The organism is Nitratireductor thuwali (genome assembly GCF_036621415.1).
Classification (GTDB): Bacteria; Pseudomonadota; Alphaproteobacteria; order Rhizobiales; family Rhizobiaceae; genus Chelativorans; species Chelativorans thuwali.
Genome location: NZ_CP030941.1, coordinates 2,459,137 through 2,480,548, shown reverse-complemented (window position 1 = coordinate 2,480,548; position 21,412 = coordinate 2,459,137). Strand labels below are relative to the sequence as shown.

The 21,412-nt window shown below is 64.7% G+C and carries 25 protein-coding genes; 12 read left to right on the top strand and 13 right to left on the bottom strand.

Features of this window, described 5'->3' with window-relative positions:
• Nucleotides 1-39 precede the first annotated feature (39 nt).
• Both NTH_RS12100 and NTH_RS12095 read right to left on the bottom strand, forming a co-directional pair.
• Nucleotides 40-699 carry a peroxiredoxin gene (locus NTH_RS12100; protein WP_338530246.1) on the bottom strand — a complete coding sequence of 220 codons (660 nt, stop codon included), beginning with the start codon at nucleotides 697-699 and terminating at the stop codon, nucleotides 40-42.
• A gap of 434 nt (nucleotides 700-1,133) precedes the next feature.
• Nucleotides 1,134-2,723, bottom strand: coding sequence for a peptide chain release factor 3 (locus tag NTH_RS12095; RefSeq protein WP_338530245.1), 1,590 nt, complete (start codon nucleotides 2,721-2,723; stop codon nucleotides 1,134-1,136).
• Between the two features lie 139 nt (nucleotides 2,724-2,862).
• Between NTH_RS12095 and NTH_RS12090 the strand changes: the two genes are divergently transcribed.
• The 8 genes from NTH_RS12090 to NTH_RS12055 all read left to right on the top strand — a co-directional run bounded on the left by NTH_RS12090 (nucleotide 2,863) and on the right by NTH_RS12055 (nucleotide 10,319).
• Nucleotides 2,863-3,180: an ArsR/SmtB family transcription factor gene (locus tag NTH_RS12090; RefSeq protein ID WP_265515925.1), complete on the top strand. Its 318-nt coding sequence runs from the start codon at nucleotides 2,863-2,865 to the stop codon at nucleotides 3,178-3,180.
• A complete protein-coding gene (locus NTH_RS12085) occupies nucleotides 3,177-3,662 on the top strand; it encodes an SRPBCC family protein (protein ID WP_338530244.1) in 486 nt (161 codons plus the stop codon). Before NTH_RS12090 ends, NTH_RS12085 begins: the two co-directional genes overlap by 4 nt.
• A gap of 293 nt (nucleotides 3,663-3,955) precedes the next feature.
• Nucleotides 3,956-4,441: a dUTP diphosphatase gene (gene dut, locus NTH_RS12080; protein ID WP_338530243.1), complete on the top strand. Its 486-nt coding sequence runs from the start codon at nucleotides 3,956-3,958 to the stop codon at nucleotides 4,439-4,441.
• A 153-nt stretch (nucleotides 4,442-4,594) separates the two neighbouring features.
• The gene (locus NTH_RS12075) at nucleotides 4,595-5,395 is read left to right on the top strand and encodes an isocitrate lyase/PEP mutase family protein (protein ID WP_338530242.1); all 801 of its coding nucleotides are present in this window, start codon (nucleotides 4,595-4,597) and stop codon (nucleotides 5,393-5,395) included.
• 161 nt (nucleotides 5,396-5,556) lie between these two features.
• Nucleotides 5,557-6,513 carry a TAXI family TRAP transporter solute-binding subunit gene (locus NTH_RS12070; protein ID WP_338530241.1) on the top strand — a complete coding sequence of 319 codons (957 nt, stop codon included), beginning with the start codon at nucleotides 5,557-5,559 and terminating at the stop codon, nucleotides 6,511-6,513.
• 434 nt (nucleotides 6,514-6,947) lie between these two features.
• Nucleotides 6,948-8,972 carry a TRAP transporter permease gene (locus NTH_RS12065; RefSeq protein ID WP_338531891.1) on the top strand — a complete coding sequence of 675 codons (2,025 nt, stop codon included), beginning with the start codon at nucleotides 6,948-6,950 and terminating at the stop codon, nucleotides 8,970-8,972.
• Nucleotides 8,969-9,334 carry a DUF1850 domain-containing protein gene (locus NTH_RS12060; protein WP_338530240.1) on the top strand — a complete coding sequence of 122 codons (366 nt, stop codon included), beginning with the start codon at nucleotides 8,969-8,971 and terminating at the stop codon, nucleotides 9,332-9,334. Before NTH_RS12065 ends, NTH_RS12060 begins: the two co-directional genes overlap by 4 nt.
• A 478-nt stretch (nucleotides 9,335-9,812) precedes the next feature.
• Nucleotides 9,813-10,319 (top strand): ferritin-like domain-containing protein, encoded by a 507-nt coding sequence (locus tag NTH_RS12055; protein ID WP_338530239.1) that lies wholly within the window; start codon nucleotides 9,813-9,815, stop codon nucleotides 10,317-10,319.
• 49 nt (nucleotides 10,320-10,368) lie between these two features.
• Here NTH_RS12055 and NTH_RS12050 read toward each other — a convergent pair whose 3' ends face one another.
• Nucleotides 10,369-11,052 (bottom strand): ArsR/SmtB family transcription factor, encoded by a 684-nt coding sequence (locus tag NTH_RS12050; protein ID WP_338530238.1) that lies wholly within the window; start codon nucleotides 11,050-11,052, stop codon nucleotides 10,369-10,371.
• A gap of 68 nt (nucleotides 11,053-11,120) precedes the next feature.
• Between NTH_RS12050 and NTH_RS12045 the strand changes: the two genes are divergently transcribed.
• The gene (locus NTH_RS12045; RefSeq protein WP_338530237.1) at nucleotides 11,121-11,351 is read left to right on the top strand and encodes a DUF1127 domain-containing protein; all 231 of its coding nucleotides are present in this window, start codon (nucleotides 11,121-11,123) and stop codon (nucleotides 11,349-11,351) included.
• Between the two features lie 47 nt (nucleotides 11,352-11,398).
• Here NTH_RS12045 and NTH_RS12040 read toward each other — a convergent pair whose 3' ends face one another.
• Nucleotides 11,399-11,896 carry an MmcB family DNA repair protein gene (locus NTH_RS12040; protein ID WP_338530236.1) on the bottom strand — a complete coding sequence of 166 codons (498 nt, stop codon included), beginning with the start codon at nucleotides 11,894-11,896 and terminating at the stop codon, nucleotides 11,399-11,401.
• Between the two features lie 308 nt (nucleotides 11,897-12,204).
• On the opposite strand from NTH_RS12040, the gene NTH_RS12035 reads away from it, so the two are divergent.
• The gene (locus tag NTH_RS12035) at nucleotides 12,205-12,828 is read left to right on the top strand and encodes a L,D-transpeptidase (protein ID WP_338530235.1); all 624 of its coding nucleotides are present in this window, start codon (nucleotides 12,205-12,207) and stop codon (nucleotides 12,826-12,828) included.
• 187 nt (nucleotides 12,829-13,015) lie between these two features.
• Here NTH_RS12035 and NTH_RS12030 read toward each other — a convergent pair whose 3' ends face one another.
• From NTH_RS12030 to NTH_RS12010, 5 genes are all read right to left on the bottom strand, one after another.
• Nucleotides 13,016-13,585 carry a NifU family protein gene (locus NTH_RS12030; protein WP_338530234.1) on the bottom strand — a complete coding sequence of 190 codons (570 nt, stop codon included), beginning with the start codon at nucleotides 13,583-13,585 and terminating at the stop codon, nucleotides 13,016-13,018.
• Between the two features lie 92 nt (nucleotides 13,586-13,677).
• Nucleotides 13,678-14,169 (bottom strand): universal stress protein, encoded by a 492-nt coding sequence (locus NTH_RS12025; RefSeq protein ID WP_338530233.1) that lies wholly within the window; start codon nucleotides 14,167-14,169, stop codon nucleotides 13,678-13,680.
• A gap of 111 nt (nucleotides 14,170-14,280) precedes the next feature.
• Complete coding sequence (gene trpS / locus NTH_RS12020; RefSeq protein ID WP_338530232.1) at nucleotides 14,281-15,348, bottom strand: tryptophan--tRNA ligase; 1,068 nt, start codon at nucleotides 15,346-15,348, stop codon at nucleotides 14,281-14,283.
• 250 nt (nucleotides 15,349-15,598) lie between these two features.
• Nucleotides 15,599-15,865 (bottom strand): DUF1150 family protein, encoded by a 267-nt coding sequence (locus NTH_RS12015; RefSeq protein ID WP_338530231.1) that lies wholly within the window; start codon nucleotides 15,863-15,865, stop codon nucleotides 15,599-15,601.
• Between the two features lie 83 nt (nucleotides 15,866-15,948).
• Nucleotides 15,949-16,374: an Hsp20 family protein gene (locus NTH_RS12010; RefSeq protein WP_338531890.1), complete on the bottom strand. Its 426-nt coding sequence runs from the start codon at nucleotides 16,372-16,374 to the stop codon at nucleotides 15,949-15,951.
• A gap of 112 nt (nucleotides 16,375-16,486) precedes the next feature.
• Between NTH_RS12010 and NTH_RS12005 the strand changes: the two genes are divergently transcribed.
• Nucleotides 16,487-17,428, top strand: coding sequence for a nucleoside hydrolase (locus NTH_RS12005; protein ID WP_338530230.1), 942 nt, complete (start codon nucleotides 16,487-16,489; stop codon nucleotides 17,426-17,428).
• A 98-nt stretch (nucleotides 17,429-17,526) separates the two neighbouring features.
• On the opposite strand, the gene NTH_RS12000 is transcribed toward NTH_RS12005, so the two are convergent.
• The 4 genes from NTH_RS12000 to NTH_RS11985 form a co-directional block, all read right to left on the bottom strand.
• Nucleotides 17,527-18,141, bottom strand: a complete 615-nt coding sequence (locus NTH_RS12000; protein ID WP_338530229.1) for a LysE family translocator — start codon at nucleotides 18,139-18,141, stop codon at nucleotides 17,527-17,529.
• A 49-nt stretch (nucleotides 18,142-18,190) separates the two neighbouring features.
• On the bottom strand, nucleotides 18,191-19,090 hold the full coding sequence (locus NTH_RS11995; protein ID WP_338530228.1) for a ribokinase: 900 nt from the start codon (nucleotides 19,088-19,090) through the stop codon (nucleotides 18,191-18,193).
• Between the two features lie 91 nt (nucleotides 19,091-19,181).
• A complete protein-coding gene (locus NTH_RS11990; protein ID WP_338530227.1) occupies nucleotides 19,182-20,063 on the bottom strand; it encodes a bifunctional helix-turn-helix domain-containing protein/methylated-DNA--[protein]-cysteine S-methyltransferase in 882 nt (293 codons plus the stop codon).
• Nucleotides 20,064-20,177: 114 nt separating this feature from the next.
• Nucleotides 20,178-20,663: a DUF2244 domain-containing protein gene (locus NTH_RS11985; protein ID WP_338530226.1), complete on the bottom strand. Its 486-nt coding sequence runs from the start codon at nucleotides 20,661-20,663 to the stop codon at nucleotides 20,178-20,180.
• A 21-nt stretch (nucleotides 20,664-20,684) separates the two neighbouring features.
• Here NTH_RS11985 and nth point away from each other — a divergent pair, with 21 nt between their 5' ends.
• A complete protein-coding gene (gene nth, locus NTH_RS11980; protein ID WP_338530225.1) occupies nucleotides 20,685-21,407 on the top strand; it encodes an endonuclease III in 723 nt (240 codons plus the stop codon).
• The last annotated feature ends 5 nt before the right edge of the window (nucleotides 21,408-21,412 follow it).

Genomic DNA, 21,412 nt, shown 5'->3' with positions numbered 1-21,412 from the left:
TGGGCCGCCCCGTTTTCAAACGGAGTTGAAGACCGCCGTTCAGGCGGAAGGCTGCTTGGTCTTCCGCAGGTAAGGCAGGATGGTGTCGAAGGAACCGAACCGCTTGACCGCATCCTCGTTGGATACCGCCGCGGTGATGATGACGTCCTCGCCGAACTTCCAGTTGGCCGGCGTCGCCACCTGGTGCTTGGCCGTCAGCTGCATGGAATCGATGGCGCGCAGGATCTCGTCGAAGTTTCGGCCGGTGGTCATCGGGTAGGTGAGCACCAGCTTGATCTTCTTGTCGGGGCCGATGACATAGACGGAGCGCACCGTCGCATTGTCGGCGGGCGTGCGGCCTTCGGCCGAGTCGCCGGCATCGGCAGGCAGCATGTCGTAGAGCTTTGCGACCTTCAGGTCCTTGTCACCGATCAGCGGATAGTCGACCGCATAGCCGGTGGCCTTGGCGATGTCGTCCTTCCAGCGCTGGTGATCCTCGACGGGATCGACGGAAATGCCGATGATCTTCACCCCGCGCTTTGCAAACTCGTCGGCAAGGCCGGCCATCGTGCCGAGCTCGGTGGTGCACACGGGCGTGAAATTCTTCGGGTGGCTGAAGAGCACTGCCCAGCCGTCGCCGATCCACTCATGAAAGTTGATCGTCCCGTGGGTGGTTTCGGCCGTAAAATCCGGCGCGGTATCGTTGATGCGCAAACCCATTCCAATCTCCCTGGTTTGGCCGTGACAGCCGGTCGGCTCAACGCCGAAAGCTGACGGCACCGACGAAATGGGCGAAGCCGAGCCAGGCTCCGCCTCGCCTCGTTATCTAATGATAGGCGGTCTGCATGTCAGGATTGAGCACGGCGGACAGCGCAAAAAGCCGCATGAAGAAATTGATTTTCTTCATGCGGCGGAAATGCGGCAATATTTACCCGGAAGCCCAACAGGAACAAGCTCCAAGCACGGGACCGCACGTTCAATACGGACATGACACCCACGGTCCGCGCGAATGGCGCCACCATTCGCGCCTACCCCGGATCGCGCTGAACGCCGGGGTTACGCTACCTTTACACGACGCCTACAGAGATCGCACCGTAGCGCCGACGCAGCGGATCGCAATTGCGGAAATCCGTTTTCCACAACCTGTGCGGGCATCAGGCAGCTTCCCGGGCCTGGTAGTCCTTGACGGCGGTGAAGGTGATGGCCTTCCAGCGGTCGGCCTCATATTTCAGGCCGAACTCGTGCTGGGCGAGGAAGACGGGATCGTCGTCGAGGTCGCGGGCGATATCGCCGCGATGGGCGGCGATGAAGCGGTCCACCTCGCCCTTCTGATCCGACGATATCCAGCGGCAAACGGAAAAGCGCGCCATCTCGAACTCGACAGGCAGGGCGTATTCGTTCTTGAGGCGCTCCTTGAGCACGTCGAGCTGCAGCGCGCCGACCACGCCGACGATGGCCGGAGAGCCGTCTTCGGGCGTAAAGAGCTGGACGACGCCCTCCTCCGCCATCTGCTGGAGCGCTTCCTTCAGCTTCTTGGCCTTCATGGCGTCGCCGAGCCGCACGCGGCGCAGGATTTCCGGCGCGAAGTTCGGCACGCCGCGGAACAGGAGCTCCTCGCCCTCGGTCAGCGTATCGCCGATCCTCAGCGTTCCGTGATTGGGGATGCCCACCACGTCGCCGGCAAAGGCCTCGTCGGCGGTGATGCGGCTCTTGGCGAAGAAGAACTGCGGCGCCGAAAGGCTGATGGGCTTGCCGGTGCGCACCAGCTTGGCCTTCATGCCGCGCTCCAGCCGGCCGGAGCAGACGCGCACGAAGGCGATGCGGTCGCGATGGTTGGGGTCCATATTGGCCTGGATCTTGAACACGAAGGAAGTCATCTTCTCCTCGGTCGCCTGCACGCGGCGCGAATCGGCCTCCTGGGCGCGCGGCGGCGGGCCATAGGCGCCCAGAGCCTCGATCAGATCGCGCACCCCGTAGTTCCTGAGCGCCGAACCGAAATAAACGGGCGTCAGATGGCCTTCGCGGAAGGCCTGCAGATCGAACGGGCGGCAAGCCTCCTGCGCCAGCATCATCTCCTCGACCAGAACGTCGCGCTCATGCTCGGGCAAAAGACCGGCGACGGCGTCCGATTGCGGACCGTTGACCGCGAGGGGTTCGACATCGTTGTCGGACCTGCGCATGGTGGAATTGGCGAGATTGTAGGTGCCGGAAAAGCTCTTCGCCCGGCCGATGGGCCAGGTGACGGGGGCCGTGTCGAGCGCCAGCTTCTCTTCGATCTCGTCGAGAATCTCGAAGGGATCGCGGCTTTCACGGTCCATCTTGTTGACGAAGGTGACGATGGGGATGTCGCGCAGGCGGCAGACCTCGAACAGCTTCAGGGTGCGCGGCTCGATGCCCTTGGCCGCGTCGATGACCATGATGGCGCTGTCGACGGCGGTCAGCGTGCGATAGGTGTCGTCGGCGAAGTCCTCGTGGCCGGGCGTATCCAGAAGATTGAAGACGTGGTCGCCATATTCGAAGGTCATGACCGAGGTGACGACGGAGATGCCGCGCTCGCGCTCGATATTCATCCAGTCGGATCGCGTCTGAACCCTGTTTTTCTTGGCCTTGACCTCGCCGGCGAGCTGGATGGCACCGCCGAAAAGAAGCAGCTTCTCGGTGAGCGTCGTCTTGCCCGCGTCGGGGTGCGAAATGATCGCGAAGGTGCGGCGGCGCGCCACCGCATCGGCGAGTTTCTCGGCCATGTCCTGAAATCCCTTTGTCGGCGGGCTCTTACCAGCCGGGGCCGCCGCTGTCGAATGGAAATCGGCTCGGATATGGGGAGGCCGAGCCCGGATTCCAGCCCGGCTTGACCTTTTCATTAGTTTCTACTAATGATTAGCAATGGCTAATGATATTGCACCGCTGACGGCACTTGCCGACCCTACCCGCCGGGCCGTCTTCGAACTGGTTGCGGAGCGGCCGCGCTCGGTGGCGGAGATCACCCGGGCGCTGCCGGTGACCCAGTCGGCGGTCTCGCAGCATCTGAAGGTGCTGAGAGAGGTGCAGCTTGTCCGCGCGACGCCCAAAGGCGCCAGCAACATCTACCATGTCGATCCCGACGGGCTGGCGCGCCTTCGCGCCGAGCTCGACCGTTTCTGGAGCAAGACTCTGGCGGCCTACAAGGCGGCCGTCGAGCAACCACCGGAGGAAGAGCGATGAGCACCCATGCAGCAGACACGTCAGTGAAACAGTCCATCGTGGTCGAGGCGCCGGTCGAGCGTGCATTCAGGGTCTTCACCGAGGAGTTCGGCAGCTTCAAGCCGCGCGAGCACAACATGCTCGCCGTCCCGATCGCCGAAACGGTGTTCGAGCCCCGGGTCGGCGGCCACATCTATGACCGCGGCACCGACGGCAGCGAATGCCGCTGGGCGCGCGTGCTGGCCTACGAGCCACCCCATCGAGTGCTGCTGAGCTGGGACATCTCACCGCAGTGGCAGATCGAGACCGACCCCGACAAGGCGAGCGAGTGGGAGGTGCGGTTCACCGCCGAGGCGGAAAACCGAACCCGCGTCGAGATCGAGCACCGCAAGCTGGAACGCCACGGCGACGGCTGGGAAGGCGTGCGCGACGGTGTCGCCGGGGATGGAGGGTGGCCGCTCTACCTGCAGCGTTTCGCCAACCTGCTGGCCCGCCGGGGCTGACGGCTGCATATCGGTCGCAGAACTCAGGTGAGTTGGCGCGTGCCCTTACCCCCCCGTCCTTCGACAGGCTCAGGATGAGGGTGAGGGCAAGGTGACGCCGGTGCAGCACGGGGCGCCGGAGTGGCGGCGCAGCCGCCGGCCCTCATGGTGAGCTTGTCGAACCACGAGGGCGGGATGCCACCCGCAACTCGATCCGGCTTCAATTCATCAAGTTCCGCTAAAAGACGTTGAAAAAGAGCCCTGGCGGAAGACGGCGGAATTGACGCCCGCTGCCTCTCGCGCCAGATAGGGGCATGGCCAATACACTTTCCTCCATGCCGGTCATCGGCCCCACCCTCGGCTTCGTGCGCCTGCCGCATGCGGAGGGCATCGCCCTGCCCGCCTATGAGAGCGAGGGCGCGGCCGGCATGGATCTGCGCGCGGCCGTGCCGGAGGATCGCCAGATCATCCTCCTGCCGGGGCGGCGGGCAATTGTGCCGACCGGGTTCATCGCGGAAATACCGCAAGGTTTCGAAGGCCAGGTGCGGCCGCGTTCGGGGCTGGCGCTCAAGCACGGAATCACCTGCCTCAACACGCCGGGCACGATCGACTGGGACTACCGGGGCGAACTGCAGGTGCTGCTGATCAATCACGGCGACGCGGATCTTGCCATAACGCGCGGCATGCGCATCGCCCAGCTCGTCATCGCGCCGGTGACGCGGGTGAGAACCGAGGAGCGCAGCCATGCGGGCGAGACCGCCCGCGGCGCCGGCGGTTTCGGCTCCACCGGAACGGTCTGACGCCGGGCGAGCCGGTGAGCCTTGTCCCTTTTGCCGTGCAGGGGTGGTTCAACCGCCGGTGCAATTGGCATGAGCGTGAATCAACCTTCTTGACAAGGCGTGCGCGCCGTCTCCCTTTAAGCATCATCTGTTTGCCAGAAGGGAGGCACCGTCATGGCTGACCCAGATTTTCGCGCGCTGCATCACGGCGACACCGCTTTCATCATTCCCAATCCATGGGACATCGGCACGGCCAAGCTGCTGGCCGAGCTGGGCTTCAAGGCGCTGGCTACGACCAGCGCCGGCTATGCCTTCTCGCGCGGCCTGCCCGATGGCGGCGTAGGCTTCGAGGCGATGATCGAGCATTGCCGGGAGATCGCCGGGGCAACGCCCCTGCCGGTCTCCGCCGACCTTGAGAAAGGCAAAGGCGACAGCGCCGACAGCGCCGCCGAAACGGTGTTCGCGGCCGATGCGGCAGGGCTCGCCGGCTGCTCCATTGAGGATGCGACGGGGGACGCCGACAAGCCCATCTACGATCTTACGCTCGCCGTGGAACGGGTGGTCGCGGCCGTGGAGGCCGCGCGGGCGCTCAAGCGGGATTTCGTGTTCACGGCGCGGGCGGAGAACTTCCTCTGGGGCCGGCCGGACCTGGACGACACCATTGCCCGGCTCAAGGCCTTCGAGGAAGCTGGCGCCGACGTGCTTTACGCACCCGGGCTGAGCGATATCGCGCAGGTGCGCGAAATCTGCGCCGCGGTCTCCAAGCCGGTCAATGTGCTGGCGGTGGACGGCTTCTCCGTCGCCAGCCTGTCCGAGGCCGGGGTGAAGCGCATCTCGCTCGGCTCCAAGCTCACCAACCTGGCTTTCGGCGCGGTCGAACGGGCGGCGAACGAGATGCGGGAGACCGGCACCTTTACCTTCGCCCGCGACGCCATGGCCTTTGGGCGGCTACAGAAGATGTTCGCCGAAAGTTGAAACGGGGCCAATTGCCATTTCCCCATCGCCGTCATCGGGCTATGGTGCGCCTCCCGCCTGCGCCTGGCGCAAAATCCCTGTAGGCATCGCAGAGCAGATCGCCTAGATTTTGCTTCCTTTGCGCTGCCACTGGCGCGGGCACAAACAAATCGGAGGAGCTCATGTTCGGGTTGAAACGGAATCTTTTAGCGGCTGGCGCGCTGGCGCTCAGCGTGGGCCTTGGCGGCGCAACCGCGAGCGCCCAGGAGTTCATCAACGTGCTCACGGGCGGCACGTCGGGTGTCTACTACCCGCTGGGCGTCGCGCTTTCGAAGATCTACGGCGACAATATCGAGGGCGCACGCACACAGGTACAGTCGACGAAGGCTTCGGTGGAGAACCTGAACCTGCTGCAGCAGGGCCGCGGCGAGATCGCCTTCGCGCTGGGCGATTCGGTAAAATCGGCATGGGAAGGCGACGAAGAGGTGGGCTTCCCCCAGAAGCTGGACAAGCTGCGCGGCATCGCCGCCATCTATCCGAACTATATCCAGATCGTGGCTTCCGAAGAGTCCGGCATAGAGAATTTCGAGGATCTGAAAGGCAAGGCCCTGTCCGTCGGGGCGCCGAAGTCGGGAACCGAGCTGAATGCCCGGCGCATCTTCGATGCGATGGGCATGAGCTATGACGACCTTTCCAAGACCGAATACCTGCCGTTCGGCGAATCGGTCGAGCTCATCAAGAACCGCCAGCTCGACGCGACGCTGCAGTCCGCCGGCCTCGGCGTTTCCTCCATCAAGGATCTGGCGATCTCCCTGCCGGTGACCATCGTCTCCGTCCCGGAAAGCGTGGCCGAGACGCTGGGGGCGCCCTTCGTCGCCGCGACAATCCCCGCCGGGACCTATGAGGGCCAGACCGAGGACGTGCCGACGCTTGCCATCACCAACATCCTCGTCACGCATGAGGATGTCTCGGAGGAAACGGCCTATCAGATGACCAAGCAGCTTTTCGAGAACCTGGACGAAATGGTCGCCGCCCATGCGGCCGCCAAGGCGATCTCGCTCGAAGATGCCCCCAAGGGCATGCCGCTGCCGCTGCATCCGGGCGCCGAGCGGTACTATAAGGAAAAGGGGCTGATGTAGGACGACGGCTCAGGCAGGAAGGGGGCCGGCAGGCCCCTTTCCCAAGATCGACTGGGTGCTGACCCTGGCTCTCCAGGTTTGCCGCCGCGTCCTGCGCGCGCCCCTTTGCCCTGAGCCTGCCGAGGGCGCCGGGCATCTCCCCCTCAACGGCGGAGATTGGCTGGCATGGCCGGTTTCGCCAATTCTTTGAGGAAGAAGCGAGACTTCCATGAAGAGGTGATCTTCCCTCGAGGGGGAGATGCCCGACAGGCTCAGGGCAAAGGGGTGCGCGCAGGGGCGCGGCGGCAAACGCAACTGGAGAGCCGGCCGAAGCCCAAGAAACAATAATAACGGGGACCGCCGTGAGCGACACGATACCTACCGCCCATCCGGGGGCAGACCTGCAGGACCCCACCCACGGGGATTTCCACGACAGCGCCGAAGGGCGGCTTCTCATGTGGATCGCGGTCGTGTTCTCGCTCTTCCAGATCGCGACCGCCGCCCACATTATCAGCCTGCCGAGCCAGGTGATGCGCGGCTTCCATGTCGGCTTCCTGATGCTGCTCGTTTTTCCGTTGGTGGCCATGGCGCGCGGGGCCGGCCCGGGAATGAAGGCCGGGGCGTGGGCGCTGGCGCTGGCCGGCGTCGCGGTCGCGCTCTACCAGTTCGTCGAATACGAGCCGCTGCTGCTGCGCGCCGGCGATCCCCTTTTCCGCGATATCGTGTTCGGCGTGATCGCGCTCGCAACGGTTTTCGCCGCTGCCTATATCCTGATGGGGCCGGCGCTGCCGATCATATCCGGTGCCTTCCTGGCCTACTGCCTGCTCGGCCAGTATCTGCCCGCACCGCTCGACCATCGCGGCTATGACTTCTCGCAGGTCATCGACCACATGGCCTATGGCACGGAGGGCATTTACGGCATCCCCGTCTATGTCTCCGCCACCTACATCTTCCTGTTCATCCTGTTCGGCTCGTTCCTCGAGCGGGCGGGCATGATCAAGCTGTTCACCGACGTCTCGCTCGGCCTGGTCGGCCACGCGCGCGGCGGCGCGGCCAAGGTCTCCGTCATCTCGTCCGGACTGATGGGCACGATCTCCGGTTCGGGCGTGGCCAATGTGGTGACCACGGGCCAGTTCACCATTCCGCTGATGAAGCGCTTCGGCTATCGCGCCGCCTTTGCCGGCGGCGTCGAATCCACCGCTTCCATGGGCGGGCAGATCATGCCGCCGGTGATGGGCGCGGTCGCCTTCATCATGGCGGAGACGCTGGGCATCGAATATTACGAGGTGGTGAAGGCGGCAATCATTCCCGCCGTGCTCTATTTCGCCTCCGCCTTCTGGATGGTGCATCTGGAAGCGGGCAAGCACGGTCTGCACGGCCTGCCGAAATCGGAACTGCCTTCGGCCGTCAGGGCACTCAGGGAGCGGTGGTATCTGATCCTCCCCCTGGCCGTGCTCGTCTATCTTCTCTTCACCGGCTATACGCCGCTTTTCGCCGGGACGATCGGGCTTGCCATGACAGTGCTGCTGATCCTCGGAGGATCGGTGGCGCTGGGGCTGCCCAACCAGGTGCTGCGGGTGATCTTCTGGATCGGCCTCGGGCTGGTGGCGGCCAGCTTCTTCCGGTTCGGCATCAATGTGGTGCTGATAGCCGGCCTTTTGCTGATCGCCGCCAACATCTTCGTCGAGGGCGGCCGCAAGACGCTGGACGTCTGCCGCGCCTCGCTGGCCGAGGGCGCGAAAACGGCGCTGCCGGTGGGCGTCGCCTGCGCCATCGTCGGCATCATCATCGGCACCATGACGCTGACGGGAGCGGCCAATACTTTCGGCCAGTTCATCGTCTCGGTGGGCGAGACCAGCCTGTTCCTGTCGCTGGTGCTCACCATGATCACCTGCATCATCCTGGGCATGGGGATTCCCACCATCCCCAACTACATCATCACGTCGTCGATCGCCGGACCGGCGCTTCTGGAGCTGGGCGTGCCGCTGATCGTCAGCCATATGTTCGTCTTTTATTTCGGCATTCTCGCCGATCTCACGCCGCCGGTGGCGCTGGCCTGCTTCGCGGCCGGGCCCATCGCCAAGGAAAGCGGGCTGAAGATCTCCATGGAGGCGATCAAGATCGCCGCCGCGGGCTTCGTCATCCCCTTCATGGCGGTCTACACGCCGGCGCTGATGCTGCAGGACGGCGGACCTCTGGCCGAGGCATGGGGCTATTATACCGCCGTGGCCTACATCATATTCAAGACCGGGCTTGCCATCGCCCTTTGGGGCGGAGCGGTGATCGGCTACCTGTCGCGACCGCTGGCGGCGTGGGAACGGCTGCTTGCCACAGCGGCAGCCTTCACGCTGATAGCGGCCCTGCCGGTCACGGACGAGATCGGCTTCGGGCTTGCGGCCGCCTTCTTCGCCAGCCTTTATTTCTTCAAGGGCAACGCCAACATCCCTGCCAATACAGACAAGCACGGTGCCGTCGAATGAGTCTTTGCCTTGTTGTCAGCGGCACCCCCTTCGTCATAGCCGCCACCATGTTCACCCTGTCCTGGACGCACTCGGTGGAAAAGGTCGAATGGCAGGAACGCTGGGTCGTGGAGCAGTCGGGCCTGCGGCTGGTCGAGGCGCGCGTCAAGGGCTCGGGTGCGGGCATGGAGCCGGATTCCGACGCCGAGCTGGTCGATGGCTGGTGGGTCTACGAGCCTTCACTGCCGCCGCAAAAGCAGCTGGTGCTGGCGTCATCGGGCAAAACGGCCGGTGGTTGGGAGTTGTGCGCCGGCGAAGAAAAGCAATGCCGGACGCTTGGGGCCGAAGGAGGAGAGCCTATCGTGCTCAGATCCTGCCGCTAACCTGAATGCCAAACGCTCATGCGTGGGCGGAATTGCCGCCGTCCCGCCGCCGTGCGCAGGCCGGTCCCGGTCCACGCATATAGTGGCGTTCGGGATGATAGCGCGGGAGAAAGATCTCGCGCATTGCCTTGGTGCACCGCACAATAAGCTTGACCAAACCCATGGTCCCCAATTCCTTGCTCTTCGCCGTCCTCCACCTTTCCACCCTATCGAAACATGGGTGAATAGCTGGTGAACGGCCTCACATATCGCAGTGCAAAAAGCACCGGTGCGTGGCGGAAAATGGGAGCAATCCGGGCATTGCCGCGGCGACCGGACGACTTTCCTGAGACTGTGGCCGAAACAGCACAGCGCCGAGCGCAGAAAAATCGCCGGCGGAGGGATATTTGCAGGGAACCGTAGACCCCTCGGCCCGTTAGGCGAAAACAGGCGGGAAGAGCCCTTCCCGCCACCCAATGCCTAGCAACGAGGTCAAGTCATGGGACTCTTTTCCAAAGACATCAAAACCATGGACGATCTGTTCGTCCACACGCTGCGTGACATCTACTATGCCGAAAAGCAGATCCTCAAGGCGCTGCCGAAGATGATCGACAAGGCGACGTCCGCCGAGTTGAAGAACGGTTTCGAGAAGCACCGGAAGGAAACCGAAGGCCATATCGCCAATGTGGAAGAGGTCTTCCGCATGCACGGGACCGAGGCCAAGGGCGTCAACTGCCCCGCCATCGACGGCATTATCCAGGAGGCCGAGGAAGTGGCAGGCGAGGTCGAGGACAAGCAGGTGCTGGACGCCGCGCTCATCGCCGCCGCGCAGGCGGTGGAGCACTACGAGATCACCCGCTACGGGACACTGATCACGTGGGCGCAGGAACTGGGCCGGAACGACTGCGCCGAGGTCCTCAAGCGCAATCTGGCCCAGGAAAAGGCGACCGACGAGAAGCTGACCCAGCTCGCCGAGAACCGCATCAACATCGCAGCAGCCGAATAACAGGCCCTTGCCGCAGACGCCCGCCCGCGGCCCCGGCCGCGGGCGGGCTTCATTCCTCCCTTACCATCTCATCGAATGCCCGACGGCCAGGCGGCGTGAACCGCAGCACGCGGCTGCCGGCCTCGCGCCGCACCCAATGGAGCGCGATCATCCGGTCCAGCATAGCAGCGCCCAGCGCGCCCGCCAGATGGGTGCGCCGCACGCTCCAGTCGAGACAGGCGCGGCAGAGCGGGCGGCGGCCTTTCCGGAGCGCCGGCAGCTCAATCCCGAATCCCGTGAAATAGCGCTCGCCAGCGGCGGTCAGCCCGATGCTCCCATCCGCCGCCGCCAGATATCCGCGGCGCACGAAACCGTCGAACATCGCGACACCATATTCGCCCGCCAGGTGGTCATAGCAAATCCGAGCCTCCCGCATCGCGCCGTCGCGCGGCCCGGGCAGCACACGCTTCGGCCCGAAAACCGCCGCCACGCCCATGATGCTTTCGAGCATCGACGCAACGCGATCGTCCGCCAGCCGGTAGTAGCGGTGGCGGCCCTGGCGGGAAACGTCGACGAGGCCGCCTTCCGCCAGCTTCGACAGGTGCGCGCTGGCGGTGGGCAGGCCGACGCCTGCCTCCATGGCGAGTTCGCTCGCCGTGAGCGCCGCCCCGCCCATCAGCGCGGCCAGCATATTGGCGCGCGCCGGATCGCCGACGAGACTGCCTACCTGCGCGAGATCGGTTCCTGCTTTCATTGTTTGATCCTAGGCGAACTATTCCCGTTTCACCACGCCTATGTTGTTGCATCGAAAGGAGAACGGCGATGCAACACACGGCCCGCAACCGGCTTTCCACGCTGCCTGCACGGCTCTGGCTCACCGCCATACGCCTTACCCGCACCTTCGCCCGCACAGTGGCCGGCATGGCTGACCGGCGGCGGCAGCGCCTGCACCTGGCGGAACTCGACGACCGCCTGCTGGCCGATATCGGCCTGACGCGATGCGACGTCAAACGCGAATGCGCAAAACCGTTCTGGCGCACGAGCGGCCGATAATGGACGCCGGGGTCTGCTGAATGCTTCGATGCGGAACGAAGTGTCCCTCACGCCTCGTCGTCGAGAGCGGGAATGGAGACGCCGGCAAGCTCCGCCGCCGTCAGCCGGGCGGCGCAGGCCCGGGCGAAACGCAGCATCGTCGCCTTTCGGGTGGCCGCCGCCAGCCGGTGCTCCGGCGCTTCGCGCAGGATTTCGGCGCCATAGCCGTCCGACAGGATGAACCCGCACTCGGCCGGAAAGATTTCCTGCGGCACGTCCGGATGCGAGGCAAAGAAGAGGCGGTCCGAGTGAAGCCGGTATTCCGGCCATTTACGGTCGACCCGGAAATCCTCGACCGACGATTTGATCTCGATGATCCAGATATCGCCCTTGCGGGTGAGCGCCACCAGGTCGGCGCGGCGGCCGGTGGCAAGCGTCAATTCGGGCATCACGACCGCACCCATCTCCAGGAGAAGGCGCTGGACGCCGCGGCGGATGACGAGAGCCCGCTCGGACTGGCGGCCGTCGGCCAGCGGATTGGCGAGGATGGGCGACACGATCGGCATGGGGCGATCTTGCCAGCATCGGACGGATCAGGGAAGCGCCAAGGCGCTCACTGCTGACAAGTTGGCGAACCCGCCGCCCCGGGCCGCCGGCGCGGCATCCCCTGCGTTTATGCGTGAACCGCGATCGCTTCGAAACGGCGGCGGTGTTGCCAATATGCCATAGGTTGCGGCCAAGAACTTATCGTCCCTTCAGCAAAAGCAATGACGGCTTGGCAAAGCGTTAACCCTCACTTTAAGGATATTGGCGAAACTGTGGCCGATTCAGAGTCGCTTCAGCAACTCGAGCGGCCGGGGGACAGGAAATTCTCATGAACTTGAAGCCAATTCTCATTGCAGCAGCCCTGGGGCTTTCCGCCGCGCTGGCGGGCTGCACCAGCATGGGTCCCGCGCATATTTTCTCGTCGGACTACGGATCGGTCAAGGATGCGGGCTACCAGCTCCCCTCCATCCCCATTTCCAAGGTGCCGCGCCAGTATCACCGCCAGATCGTCTCCTTCGAGACCAAGGAGAAGCCGGGGACGATCATCGTCGATACGCGCGAGAAGTTCCTTTATTTCGTGATGGAAGACGGCAAGGCCATGCGCTACGGCATCGGGGTCGGCCGCGAGGGCTTCGAGTGGGCCGGCACCGCACGCATCGCCATGAAGCGTGAATGGCCGACATGGACGCCGCCCAGAGCAATGATCGGGCGCCAGCCGGAGCTGGCCAAATGGGCCGGAGGCATGCCGCCCGGCACTTCCAACCCGCTCGGCGCGCGGGCGCTCTATCTTTTCAACAAGGGCGGGGACACCGGCTACCGGCTGCACGGCACGCCGGAGTGGAACTCCATCGGCAAGGCCATGTCGTCCGGCTGCATACGCCTGATCAACCAGGATATAATTGACCTTTACAACCGGGCGGAAGTTGGTGCAAAAGTAATCGTGAAGCGGTAAGAACCGTCTCGGTAACACAGGCGAGCCTTCTCACAGGCCCGCCAAGAAAAAACCGGACCTGTGAAGGTCCGGTTTCTTTTTATCTGCAATCAAGACTGGGCGGCCGGGTCGAATGGGACGCGGCCATCAACAAGCCTACAGCATCGGCCCGAAAAGTCGGAATCGATATTCGGGAAGCACGATGCATTCAGGCGACCTGCTCGACCTCGCGCACTTCCGGCACGAAATGATGCAGCAGGTTCTGGATGCCGTGCTTGAGGGTGGCGGTAGAGGATGGGCAGCCGGCGCAGGCGCCTTTCATGTGCAGGAACACAACGCCCTTTTCGTAGCCGCGGAAGGTGATGTCGCCGCCGTCCTGAGCGACCGCGGGCCGCACGCGCGTTTCCAGAAGCTCCTTGATGGTGGAGACGATCTCCTCATCGGCCGTGTCGTAGAATTCCTCGCCATCGGCTTTCGAGGAACTCGTCTCGGTGCCGGACATGACCGGCTGGCCGGACATGAAATGCTCCATGATCGTGCCGAGGATCGCCGGTTTCAGGTGCTGCCAGTCGCCGTCCTCCTTGGTGACGGTGACGAAATCATAGCCGAAGAAGACGCCGGTGACGCCGGGAACCTCGAACAGACGGCCGGCAAGCGGCGAGGAGGCACGGGCCTGCTCGGCATCGCGGAAGTCGGCTGTGCCCGCCTCCATCACCACCCGGCCAGGCAGAAACTTGAGCGTGGCGGGATTGGGAGTAGCTTCGGTCTGGATAAACATGGGCGGCGCTCCGCATCGCAGTTCTTTGGAATAATTCTAAAATAGGCCGGATGGCCGGCCAGTTCAAGCAGCATATGGGCCTGGCGCGGCAACTATGCCAGGCTCTCGATTTCCTCGTCCGTCAGGCTGTGCGGCACGACGGTCACCGGAATGGGGAAAGCGGCGCCCTTGCCGGCGATGGAGGAGACTAGCGGGCCGGGCCCTTCCTTCGCGTTGCCGGCCGCCAGCACCAGGATGGCGATGTCCTGGTCCTCCTCGATGAGCTTGTGAATCTCTTCGCTCGGATGTCCCTCGCGAACGACAAGTTCGGGCTCGATGCCCACACTTTCGCGGATCTTGGCGGCATGGCCGTCCAGCGTGGCGTTGGCCGTTTCCAAGGCCTCCTCGCGCATGATCTCCTCGACGCCCAGCCAGTGCTGGAAATCGGCCGGCTCAATCACGAAAAGAAGTACCACCGCGCCGCCGGTGGACTGCGCCCGGCGCGCCGCATAGGCGACGGAGCGTTCGCACTCCGGCGTGTCATCCACGATCGCAAGGAATTTGCGGCGATGGCCGGCTTCCCTGCTCAGGCGTCTGGAGACCATTCACATGTCCTGTTCAGCCGGCGAGCCAGGCCCGCCCATCTCGTTCGGCAGCGGATGGCGCCGCCTCGGCGCGCAATCTGCCATCGGCGCGCGCGCGCCGCAAGCCCGCCGTCAGGCGGTGAGAAAACCGATGATCTCGCGCACCTTCTTCATCGTGGCCTCGGCTCGGGCGCCGGCGCGTTCGCCGCCGTCCCGCAGCACGCCGTCGACAAAGCCCGGATCGGCCGTGATGCGGCGCATCTCGGCACTGATGGGCGCCAGCTTCTCGACGGCCAGATCGGCCAGCGCCGGCTTGAACACCGAGAACTGCTGGCCGGCAAACGCGTCGATGACTTCCTGGCGCGTGCTGCCGGCAAGGGCCGCGTAGATGCCCACCAGATTTTCCGCCTCCGGCCGGCCGGCAAGCCCGTCGAGGTCGCCCGGCAACGGGTCGGGATCGGTCTTCGCCTTCCTGATCTTCCTGGCGATGGCGTCGGCATCGTCGGAAAGGTTGATGCGCGAAAGGTCGGACGGGTCGGATTTCGACATTTTCTTCGAGCCGTCGCGCAAGCTCATGACACGCGGCGCGGGACCTTCGATCAGCGGCTCGGTAAGCGGGAAGAAGCCCGAAACATGCTCCTCGCCCATTTCCATCTCCACGCCATAGCCAAGGTCGGCGATGCGTTCGGAGAAGTCGTTGTTGAATTTCTGCGCGATGTCGCGGGCAAGCTCCAGATGCTGCTTCTGGTCGTCGCCGACCGGCACATGGGTCGCGCGATAGACCAGAATGTCGGAGGCCATGAGGCTGGGATAGGCGAGCAGGCCCAGCGAGGCGTTCTCGCGGTCCTTGCCGGCCTTGTCCTTGAACTGCGTCATGCGGTTCATCCAGCCGATGCGGGCGACGCAGTTGAAGATCCAGGCAAGCTCGGCATGCTGCGGAACGCGGCTCTGGTTGAAGATGATGTTCTTCTTCGGATCGAGGCCGCAGGCCAGATAGGCGGCGGCGATGGCACGCGTCTGGTCGGCCAGGTCGTCATGGACGAGCTGCGCGGTGATCGAATGCATATCCACCACGCAGTAAATGCAGTCATAATTGTCCTGCAGGGCGACGAATTTCTGGAGCGCGCCCAGATAATTGCCGAGATGGAGGTTGCCCGTCGGCTGCATGCCGGAAAAGACGAGTTGGCTGAATTCGCTCATGGACCGTTCCTGAAAAACCTTAAGGCGCGCGCCGCGCGTGGAGGCTTATGGACGAGGGTCCGTGCGGGATCAAGCCCCGCGCAGCCGCCTCTCCGCCGGCCGTCCATGGATGGGTGGGCTTCGGCGGCACGAAGTGCTCAGGCCTGGCCGCCACCTGCCGGACAGGCGACATCAAGGCCGCGACCGGCACGGCCGGCGTCCCGTCCCGCCAACGGCGGGACGGGAAACCGATATGTTTACCGGGAATGCCTTAGTGCAGGCTCACCGGCTGGAGGTCGTTCTGGAAAGCGCCGGCCAGCGCCGCATCGCGGGCGTCGGCGAGGAGGATGGGCTGGCCGTTGGCGGCGAAAAGCGCCCACAGCTTGGTGCCGGGAGCCAGCTCCGGCATTTCGGGCATGCCGGGGAACTTGCCGCGAAGGTCGGCGGCGTCCATCTCGCGCATATAAGCCACAGCGCCCTCGCCCAAATGGGCCAATTGCTGTTGCGTAACGGTGATCTTTTGTTCGTTCTCAGTCATTTCAGCCTCCTATCCGGCGAGCTGTCTGCTAGACCAACCCGCCAAAGAGCTATCGGGTTCCGGTGGTAAGGGACTTCGACGCGTCAATCCTTCACAGAAATGTTTATCTTTCTGACAAGGCGCTCGGGCTCCGGCCGGTCCAGGTCGATTGCGAGCAATCCGTTCTTCAACGTCGCGCCGATCACCTGCATGCCGTCGGCAAGCAGGAAAACACGCTGGAACTGCCGCGAGGCGATGCCGCGGTGCAGATATTCCCGTTCGCCACCATCGTCCTGCCGGCCGCGCACGATCAGCTGGTTTTCCTCGGTGGTCACTTCAAGGTCCTGCTCGGCGAAACCGGCCACGGCCAGCGTGATCCGAAGGCGTTCGCTGCCGCTGTCGTCGCCGCGAATACGTTCGATATTGTAGGGCGGATAGCTGTCGCCCGACTTCGCAACGCGTTCGAGCGTTTTTTCCATGCTGTCGAACCCCAGCAGCAACGGGTTCGAGAAGGGGGTCATACGCGTCATATTTCCTGTCCTCAATGAGCGACGTGGACAAGCGAAAACCCTTATGGCGTTTTCACTTACCGGCCTGATATGGTTCGCCCGATAGCGGAGTTCAAGAAGACTGGAGAATGTCATGGCGCCGGCGCGGAAGATCATTATCGACACGGATCCCGGGCAGGACGACGCGCTGGCGATCCTGCTGGCGCTGGCCAGTCCGGAGCTGGACGTGCTGGGCATCACGGCCGTGGCCGGCAATGTGCCGCTGCCGCTCACGGAGAAGAACGCGCTCAAGATATGCGAGCTTGCCGGCAAGCGGGAAACGGCCGTTTTCGCCGGCGCCAGCCGTCCACTGGTCCGTGACCTGGTGACCGCAGAGCATGTGCACGGGAAGACCGGCCTCGACGGGCCGGACCTGCCCGAGCCCACGATGAGGCTGAGGGAGCAGCATGCGGTCGACTTCATCGTCGAGACGCTGATGAGCCATGGCGAGGGCGAGGTCACGCTGTGCCCGCTCGGCCCGCTCACCAACCTGGCGCTCGCCCTGATACGCGAGCCGAGGATCGCCCCAAGGGTCAAGGAGATCGTGCTGATGGGCGGCGGTTTCTTCGAGGGAGGCAACATCACCCCGGCGGCCGAGTTCAACATCTATGTCGACCCGCACGCGGCCGATGTCGTGTTCCGCTCGGGCGCGCCGATCGTCATGATGCCGCTCGACGTGACGCACAAGGCCATGACGACGGCCAGACGGGTCGCGGCCTTTCGCGGCCTTGGAACCCGCGTGGGTGCGGCGGTCGCCCAAATGCTGGAGTTCTACGAGCGCTTCGACGAGGAGAAATACGGCTCCGACGGCGGCCCCCTGCACGATCCCTGCGTCATCGCCTGGCTGTTGCAGCCGGAGCTTTTCAAGGGCCGGCAGTGCAATGTCGAGGTCGAGACCATGTCGGAGCTGACCATGGGCATGACCGTGGTCGACTGGTGGGGCGTGACCCAGCGCCGGAAGAACGCGCTGGTGATGCGCGACATCGATCACGAAGGCTTCTTCGCCTTGCTGACGGAGCGGCTGGGGCGGCTTTAGATCACGCCTTCTTAGATCGACATCGCGGCCTATTCGCTTGCGGGAGCATGATCTTTCCGAAAACCGGTGTCCGATCTGCGGGATCATGCCCGGGCCTTTCAACGCGCCCGGGAAAAGGCGAGCCAGAGGCCGCCGCCGACCAGGAAGCCGCCGCCGATACGCGCGATCTGGCGCATGCGCGCCGGGGTCAGCTTCCGTCCGACGCTGCCCGACACGATCGCATATGTGCCGTCGGAAGCGGCCGAGAACGCCAGCGCGGTGGCGCCCAGTATCAGGATCTGGACCGCATGATTGGCCGAAGGGTCGAGGAACTGCGGCATCAGCGCGCCGAAGAAAAGAAGCTGCTTCGGATTGCCCAGAGAGACCAGCATTCCCTGCAGGAAGAAGCCACGCGACGGCTTTGCGGACGAAGCCGGGTTTGCGGCCTCGCTGCTGGACCGGATCATCTTCCAGCCTATCCAGCAAAGATAGGCCGCGCCCGCGATCTTGACCCAGGTGAACCACTCGCCGGCAAGGGCGATGAGCGAGGTGAGCCCGATGCCGGCGATGGCGATCATGATCGTGAGGCTGACCAGCGTTCCGGCGACGTTCTGAAGGCCCGCGCGCATGCCGTGGCGCATGCCGTTGGCCACGATGAGCATGTTGGTGGGGCCGGGCACCACCGTGGCGACCAGGCACACGACGACATAGGCGAAGTATGTTTCGAGCGGCATGGGCTTTCTCCCTCCAAAGACTACAACACCGAGACGACCGGTCCCGCGATCACGCGGCCAAGGCGCTTTCCACCTCGTCCCGGTGGGGGATCGAGGGCTGCGCGCCCGGTTTCAGGCAGGCGAGCGCGCCGGCCGCCGAGGCGCGCGCGAGAGCAGGTTCAAGTGCCATTCCCTCGGCCAGCGCCGCACCCAGATAGCCGCAGAACGTGTCGCCCGCGCCCACTGTGTCGACCGGCGTGATCTGGAGGGCGGGCACGCGGAAGAACGCGTCGGGCGTGGCCGCCATGACACCGTCGGCGCCCAGCGTGACAACGAGCGTGCGGCCGCTCATTTTCACGAACGCGTTCATGCGGGCCTCGCGGTCTCGTCCGGCCAGTTTCAGAGCCTCGGCGTAGAGGTCGAATTCGGTCTCGTTGGCGATGACATAGTCCGCCTTGGCCAACAGATGCGCGGCATCGGCCCTGAAAGGAGCGGTGTTGAGCAGGGAAACGGCGCCTGCCCCACGCGCGGCGTCGATGGCCGCCTCGACCGCCGTCAACGGTATCTCGTTTTGCAGGAGAACATATTCGCCGGCTTCCATGCGCGCCTCGCGCACGGCGGCCGCGTCCACAGAGCCGTTGGCGCCCGGTATGACGGCGATCACGTTCTCGCCGTCGCCGCCCACCAGGATGACGGCGATGCCGGTCGCGCCGTCCCATCTTCTTACCGCCGACAGATCGACGCCGGCCTCGTCCAGCAGCGCCACCGCCTGGCCCGCGAAAGTGTCGGTGCCGACGGCGCCCACCATACGCACGGGCGCGCCGGCGCGCCGCGCGGCCAGCGCCTGGTTGGCGCCCTTGCCGCCGGCGGCGGTGGAGAAGCGATCGCCCGGGACCGTCTCGCCGGGTGCGGGAAGCCGTTCGACGCGGGCGATCAGATCGAGATTGATGGAACCCACAATGGTGATCAAGGCGCTTCCTCCGGCGGTTTGGGATGCCGGAAGCTACCTTGTCCACGGCGGGCGTCAATGGGCTTGGCGGGCGGGCGGCCGACCCGGCGGCTCACCCCGCCTGAAGCTGGCACGCCTCCCAGCCGAGAATCGCGCGCTTGCGGGTGAGCCCCCAGTGATAGCCGGTCAGCGCACCGGACTTGCCGACGGCGCGATGGCAGGGAACGACGAAGGAAAGCGGGTTGGCGCCCACCGCGGCGCCCACGGCGCGCGAGGCCTTGGGCTTGCCGATCTCTGCCGCGATATCGGAATAGGCGCGGGCACGCCCCATGGGGATCTTCATGAGCGCCTCCCACACGCGAACCTGGAAATCGGTGCCGATGAGGACGATGCGGAGCGGCTCTTCCGCGCGCCAGCGCGCCGGCTCGAAGACCCGGCCGGCATAGGGCATGGTGGCCGCCAGATCCTCCACATAGGTCGCGCCCGGCCAGCGCCGGCTCATATCCTCGAAAGCTGCCTTCTCGCCGCCCGCATCGGCAAATGCCAGCCCCGCCAGGCCGCGGTCCGTCACCATCACCAGGGCGATGCCGAAGGGCGAGACGTGGTATCCGTAGCGGATGACGAGACCCTCGCCCCGCGCCTTGTATTCGCCGGGGGAAATGGCCTCATGGGTGACGAAAAGGTCGTGCAGGCGTCCCGGCCCGGACATGCCGAGCTCGAGCGAGGCCTCCAGCAGGGGCATTCCCTCGTCGAGCAGGCGCCGGGCATGGTCCAGCGTCACCGCCTGCAGGAAGGCTTTGGGCGACAGCCCGGCCCAGCGCGTAAACAGCTTCTGCAGGCTTGTCGGCGTCTCGCCCACATCCGCCGCGAGCTCCTCCAGCGAAGGCTGGTCGCGGTAGTCGAGGCTGATCTTCTCCACCACCCGGCGCACGATCTCGTAGTCGGTGCCCTCGGGCGTGATGTCGCGTTCAAGAATGGCGAGTTCTGCGTTCATGGTTCTGTCTCCTTGAACGCCAATATGGCGGGCGCGAGATGGGTTCTCCACCCGATTCTTGCGCTTCTTCCGCTCCGCGAGCGCCGGCGGGCGCATCCGCGCCCCTGGGCGCGCTCACCGCCCCTTGGCGGTGGCCAGGGCCGCGCCGAAGGCCTCTGCGAAGCTTGCCCTATCGTCCGGGTTGAGGAAGGAGCCCAGCCCCACCTGCTTCTGCCGGGCCTCGACCGTCATGCGGGTGACGCCGATCTCGGCGTGACGTTCGACCTTGAACCGCGACCAGAACGGATTGAAGTCGAATTCCTGCGCCGGGCCCGACGGCGGAACCTTGCGGATATGCAGGCTGGTGCGCGACAGCGACACCTCCTCGCGCTGGCGTGCCTGGCGGTAGTTGAGGCGAAAGGCGATATAGACAGCCAAAAGATCAAGGCCGAAGAAGCCGACCACGGGCCAGGCGCCAAGGCTCCAGAAAAATGCGGCCACCGAAAGCCACAGCACCAGCAGCACGCCCATGAGAATGGCAAAGCCTTTCCCGCCCAGCGAACGGTGGGGAACGAGAAGCGCCTTGAAGATGGGCTGGTCGGCCTGGCTTGTGTCATCCATGGAAGGAATTATAGAGGCCGTATGGAAAAGCCCAAGTCCCAAAAAGCCGCACGCCGTCCGCACAGGCGCATTTCAGCCTATAGTCGCGACGAGATTTCGGAGATCTTCCGGCGGTTCAGCATTCAGCGCCCGGAACCGCGCGGCGAGCTCGAACATGTCAACCCCTTCACGCTGCTCGTTGCCGTCGTGCTTTCCGCGCAGGCGACCGACGTCGGCGTGAACAAGGCGACGCGCGGCCTCTTCGAGATCGCCGATACGCCGGAAAAGATGGTCGCGCTGGGCGAGGAGAAGGTGGGCGATCATATCCGCACCATCGGGCTGTGGCGCAACAAGGCCAAGAATGTCATCGCGCTCTCGCAGGCGCTGATCGACGAGCATGACGGCGAGGTGCCGGGCGACCGCAATGCGCTGGTGAAGCTGCCGGGCGTCGGCCGCAAGACGGCGAATGTCGTCCTCAACATGGCCTTCGGCCAGCCGACCATGGCGGTCGACACCCATATTTTCCGCATCGCCAACCGGCTGAGCCTTGCGCCCGGGAAAACGCCCGAGGAGGTCGAGAAGGCGCTGGTCTCGGTTATCCCGGAGGAATATCTGCACCACGCCCATCACTGGCTGATCCTGCACGGCCGCTATGTCTGCAAGGCCCGCAAGCCCGACTGCCCGGCCTGCGTCATTGCCGACATATGCAAGGCGCCGGAAAAGACGACGGATGTGCCAGCGCCGCTGGTGGAACTGGCAGGATAGGCTCC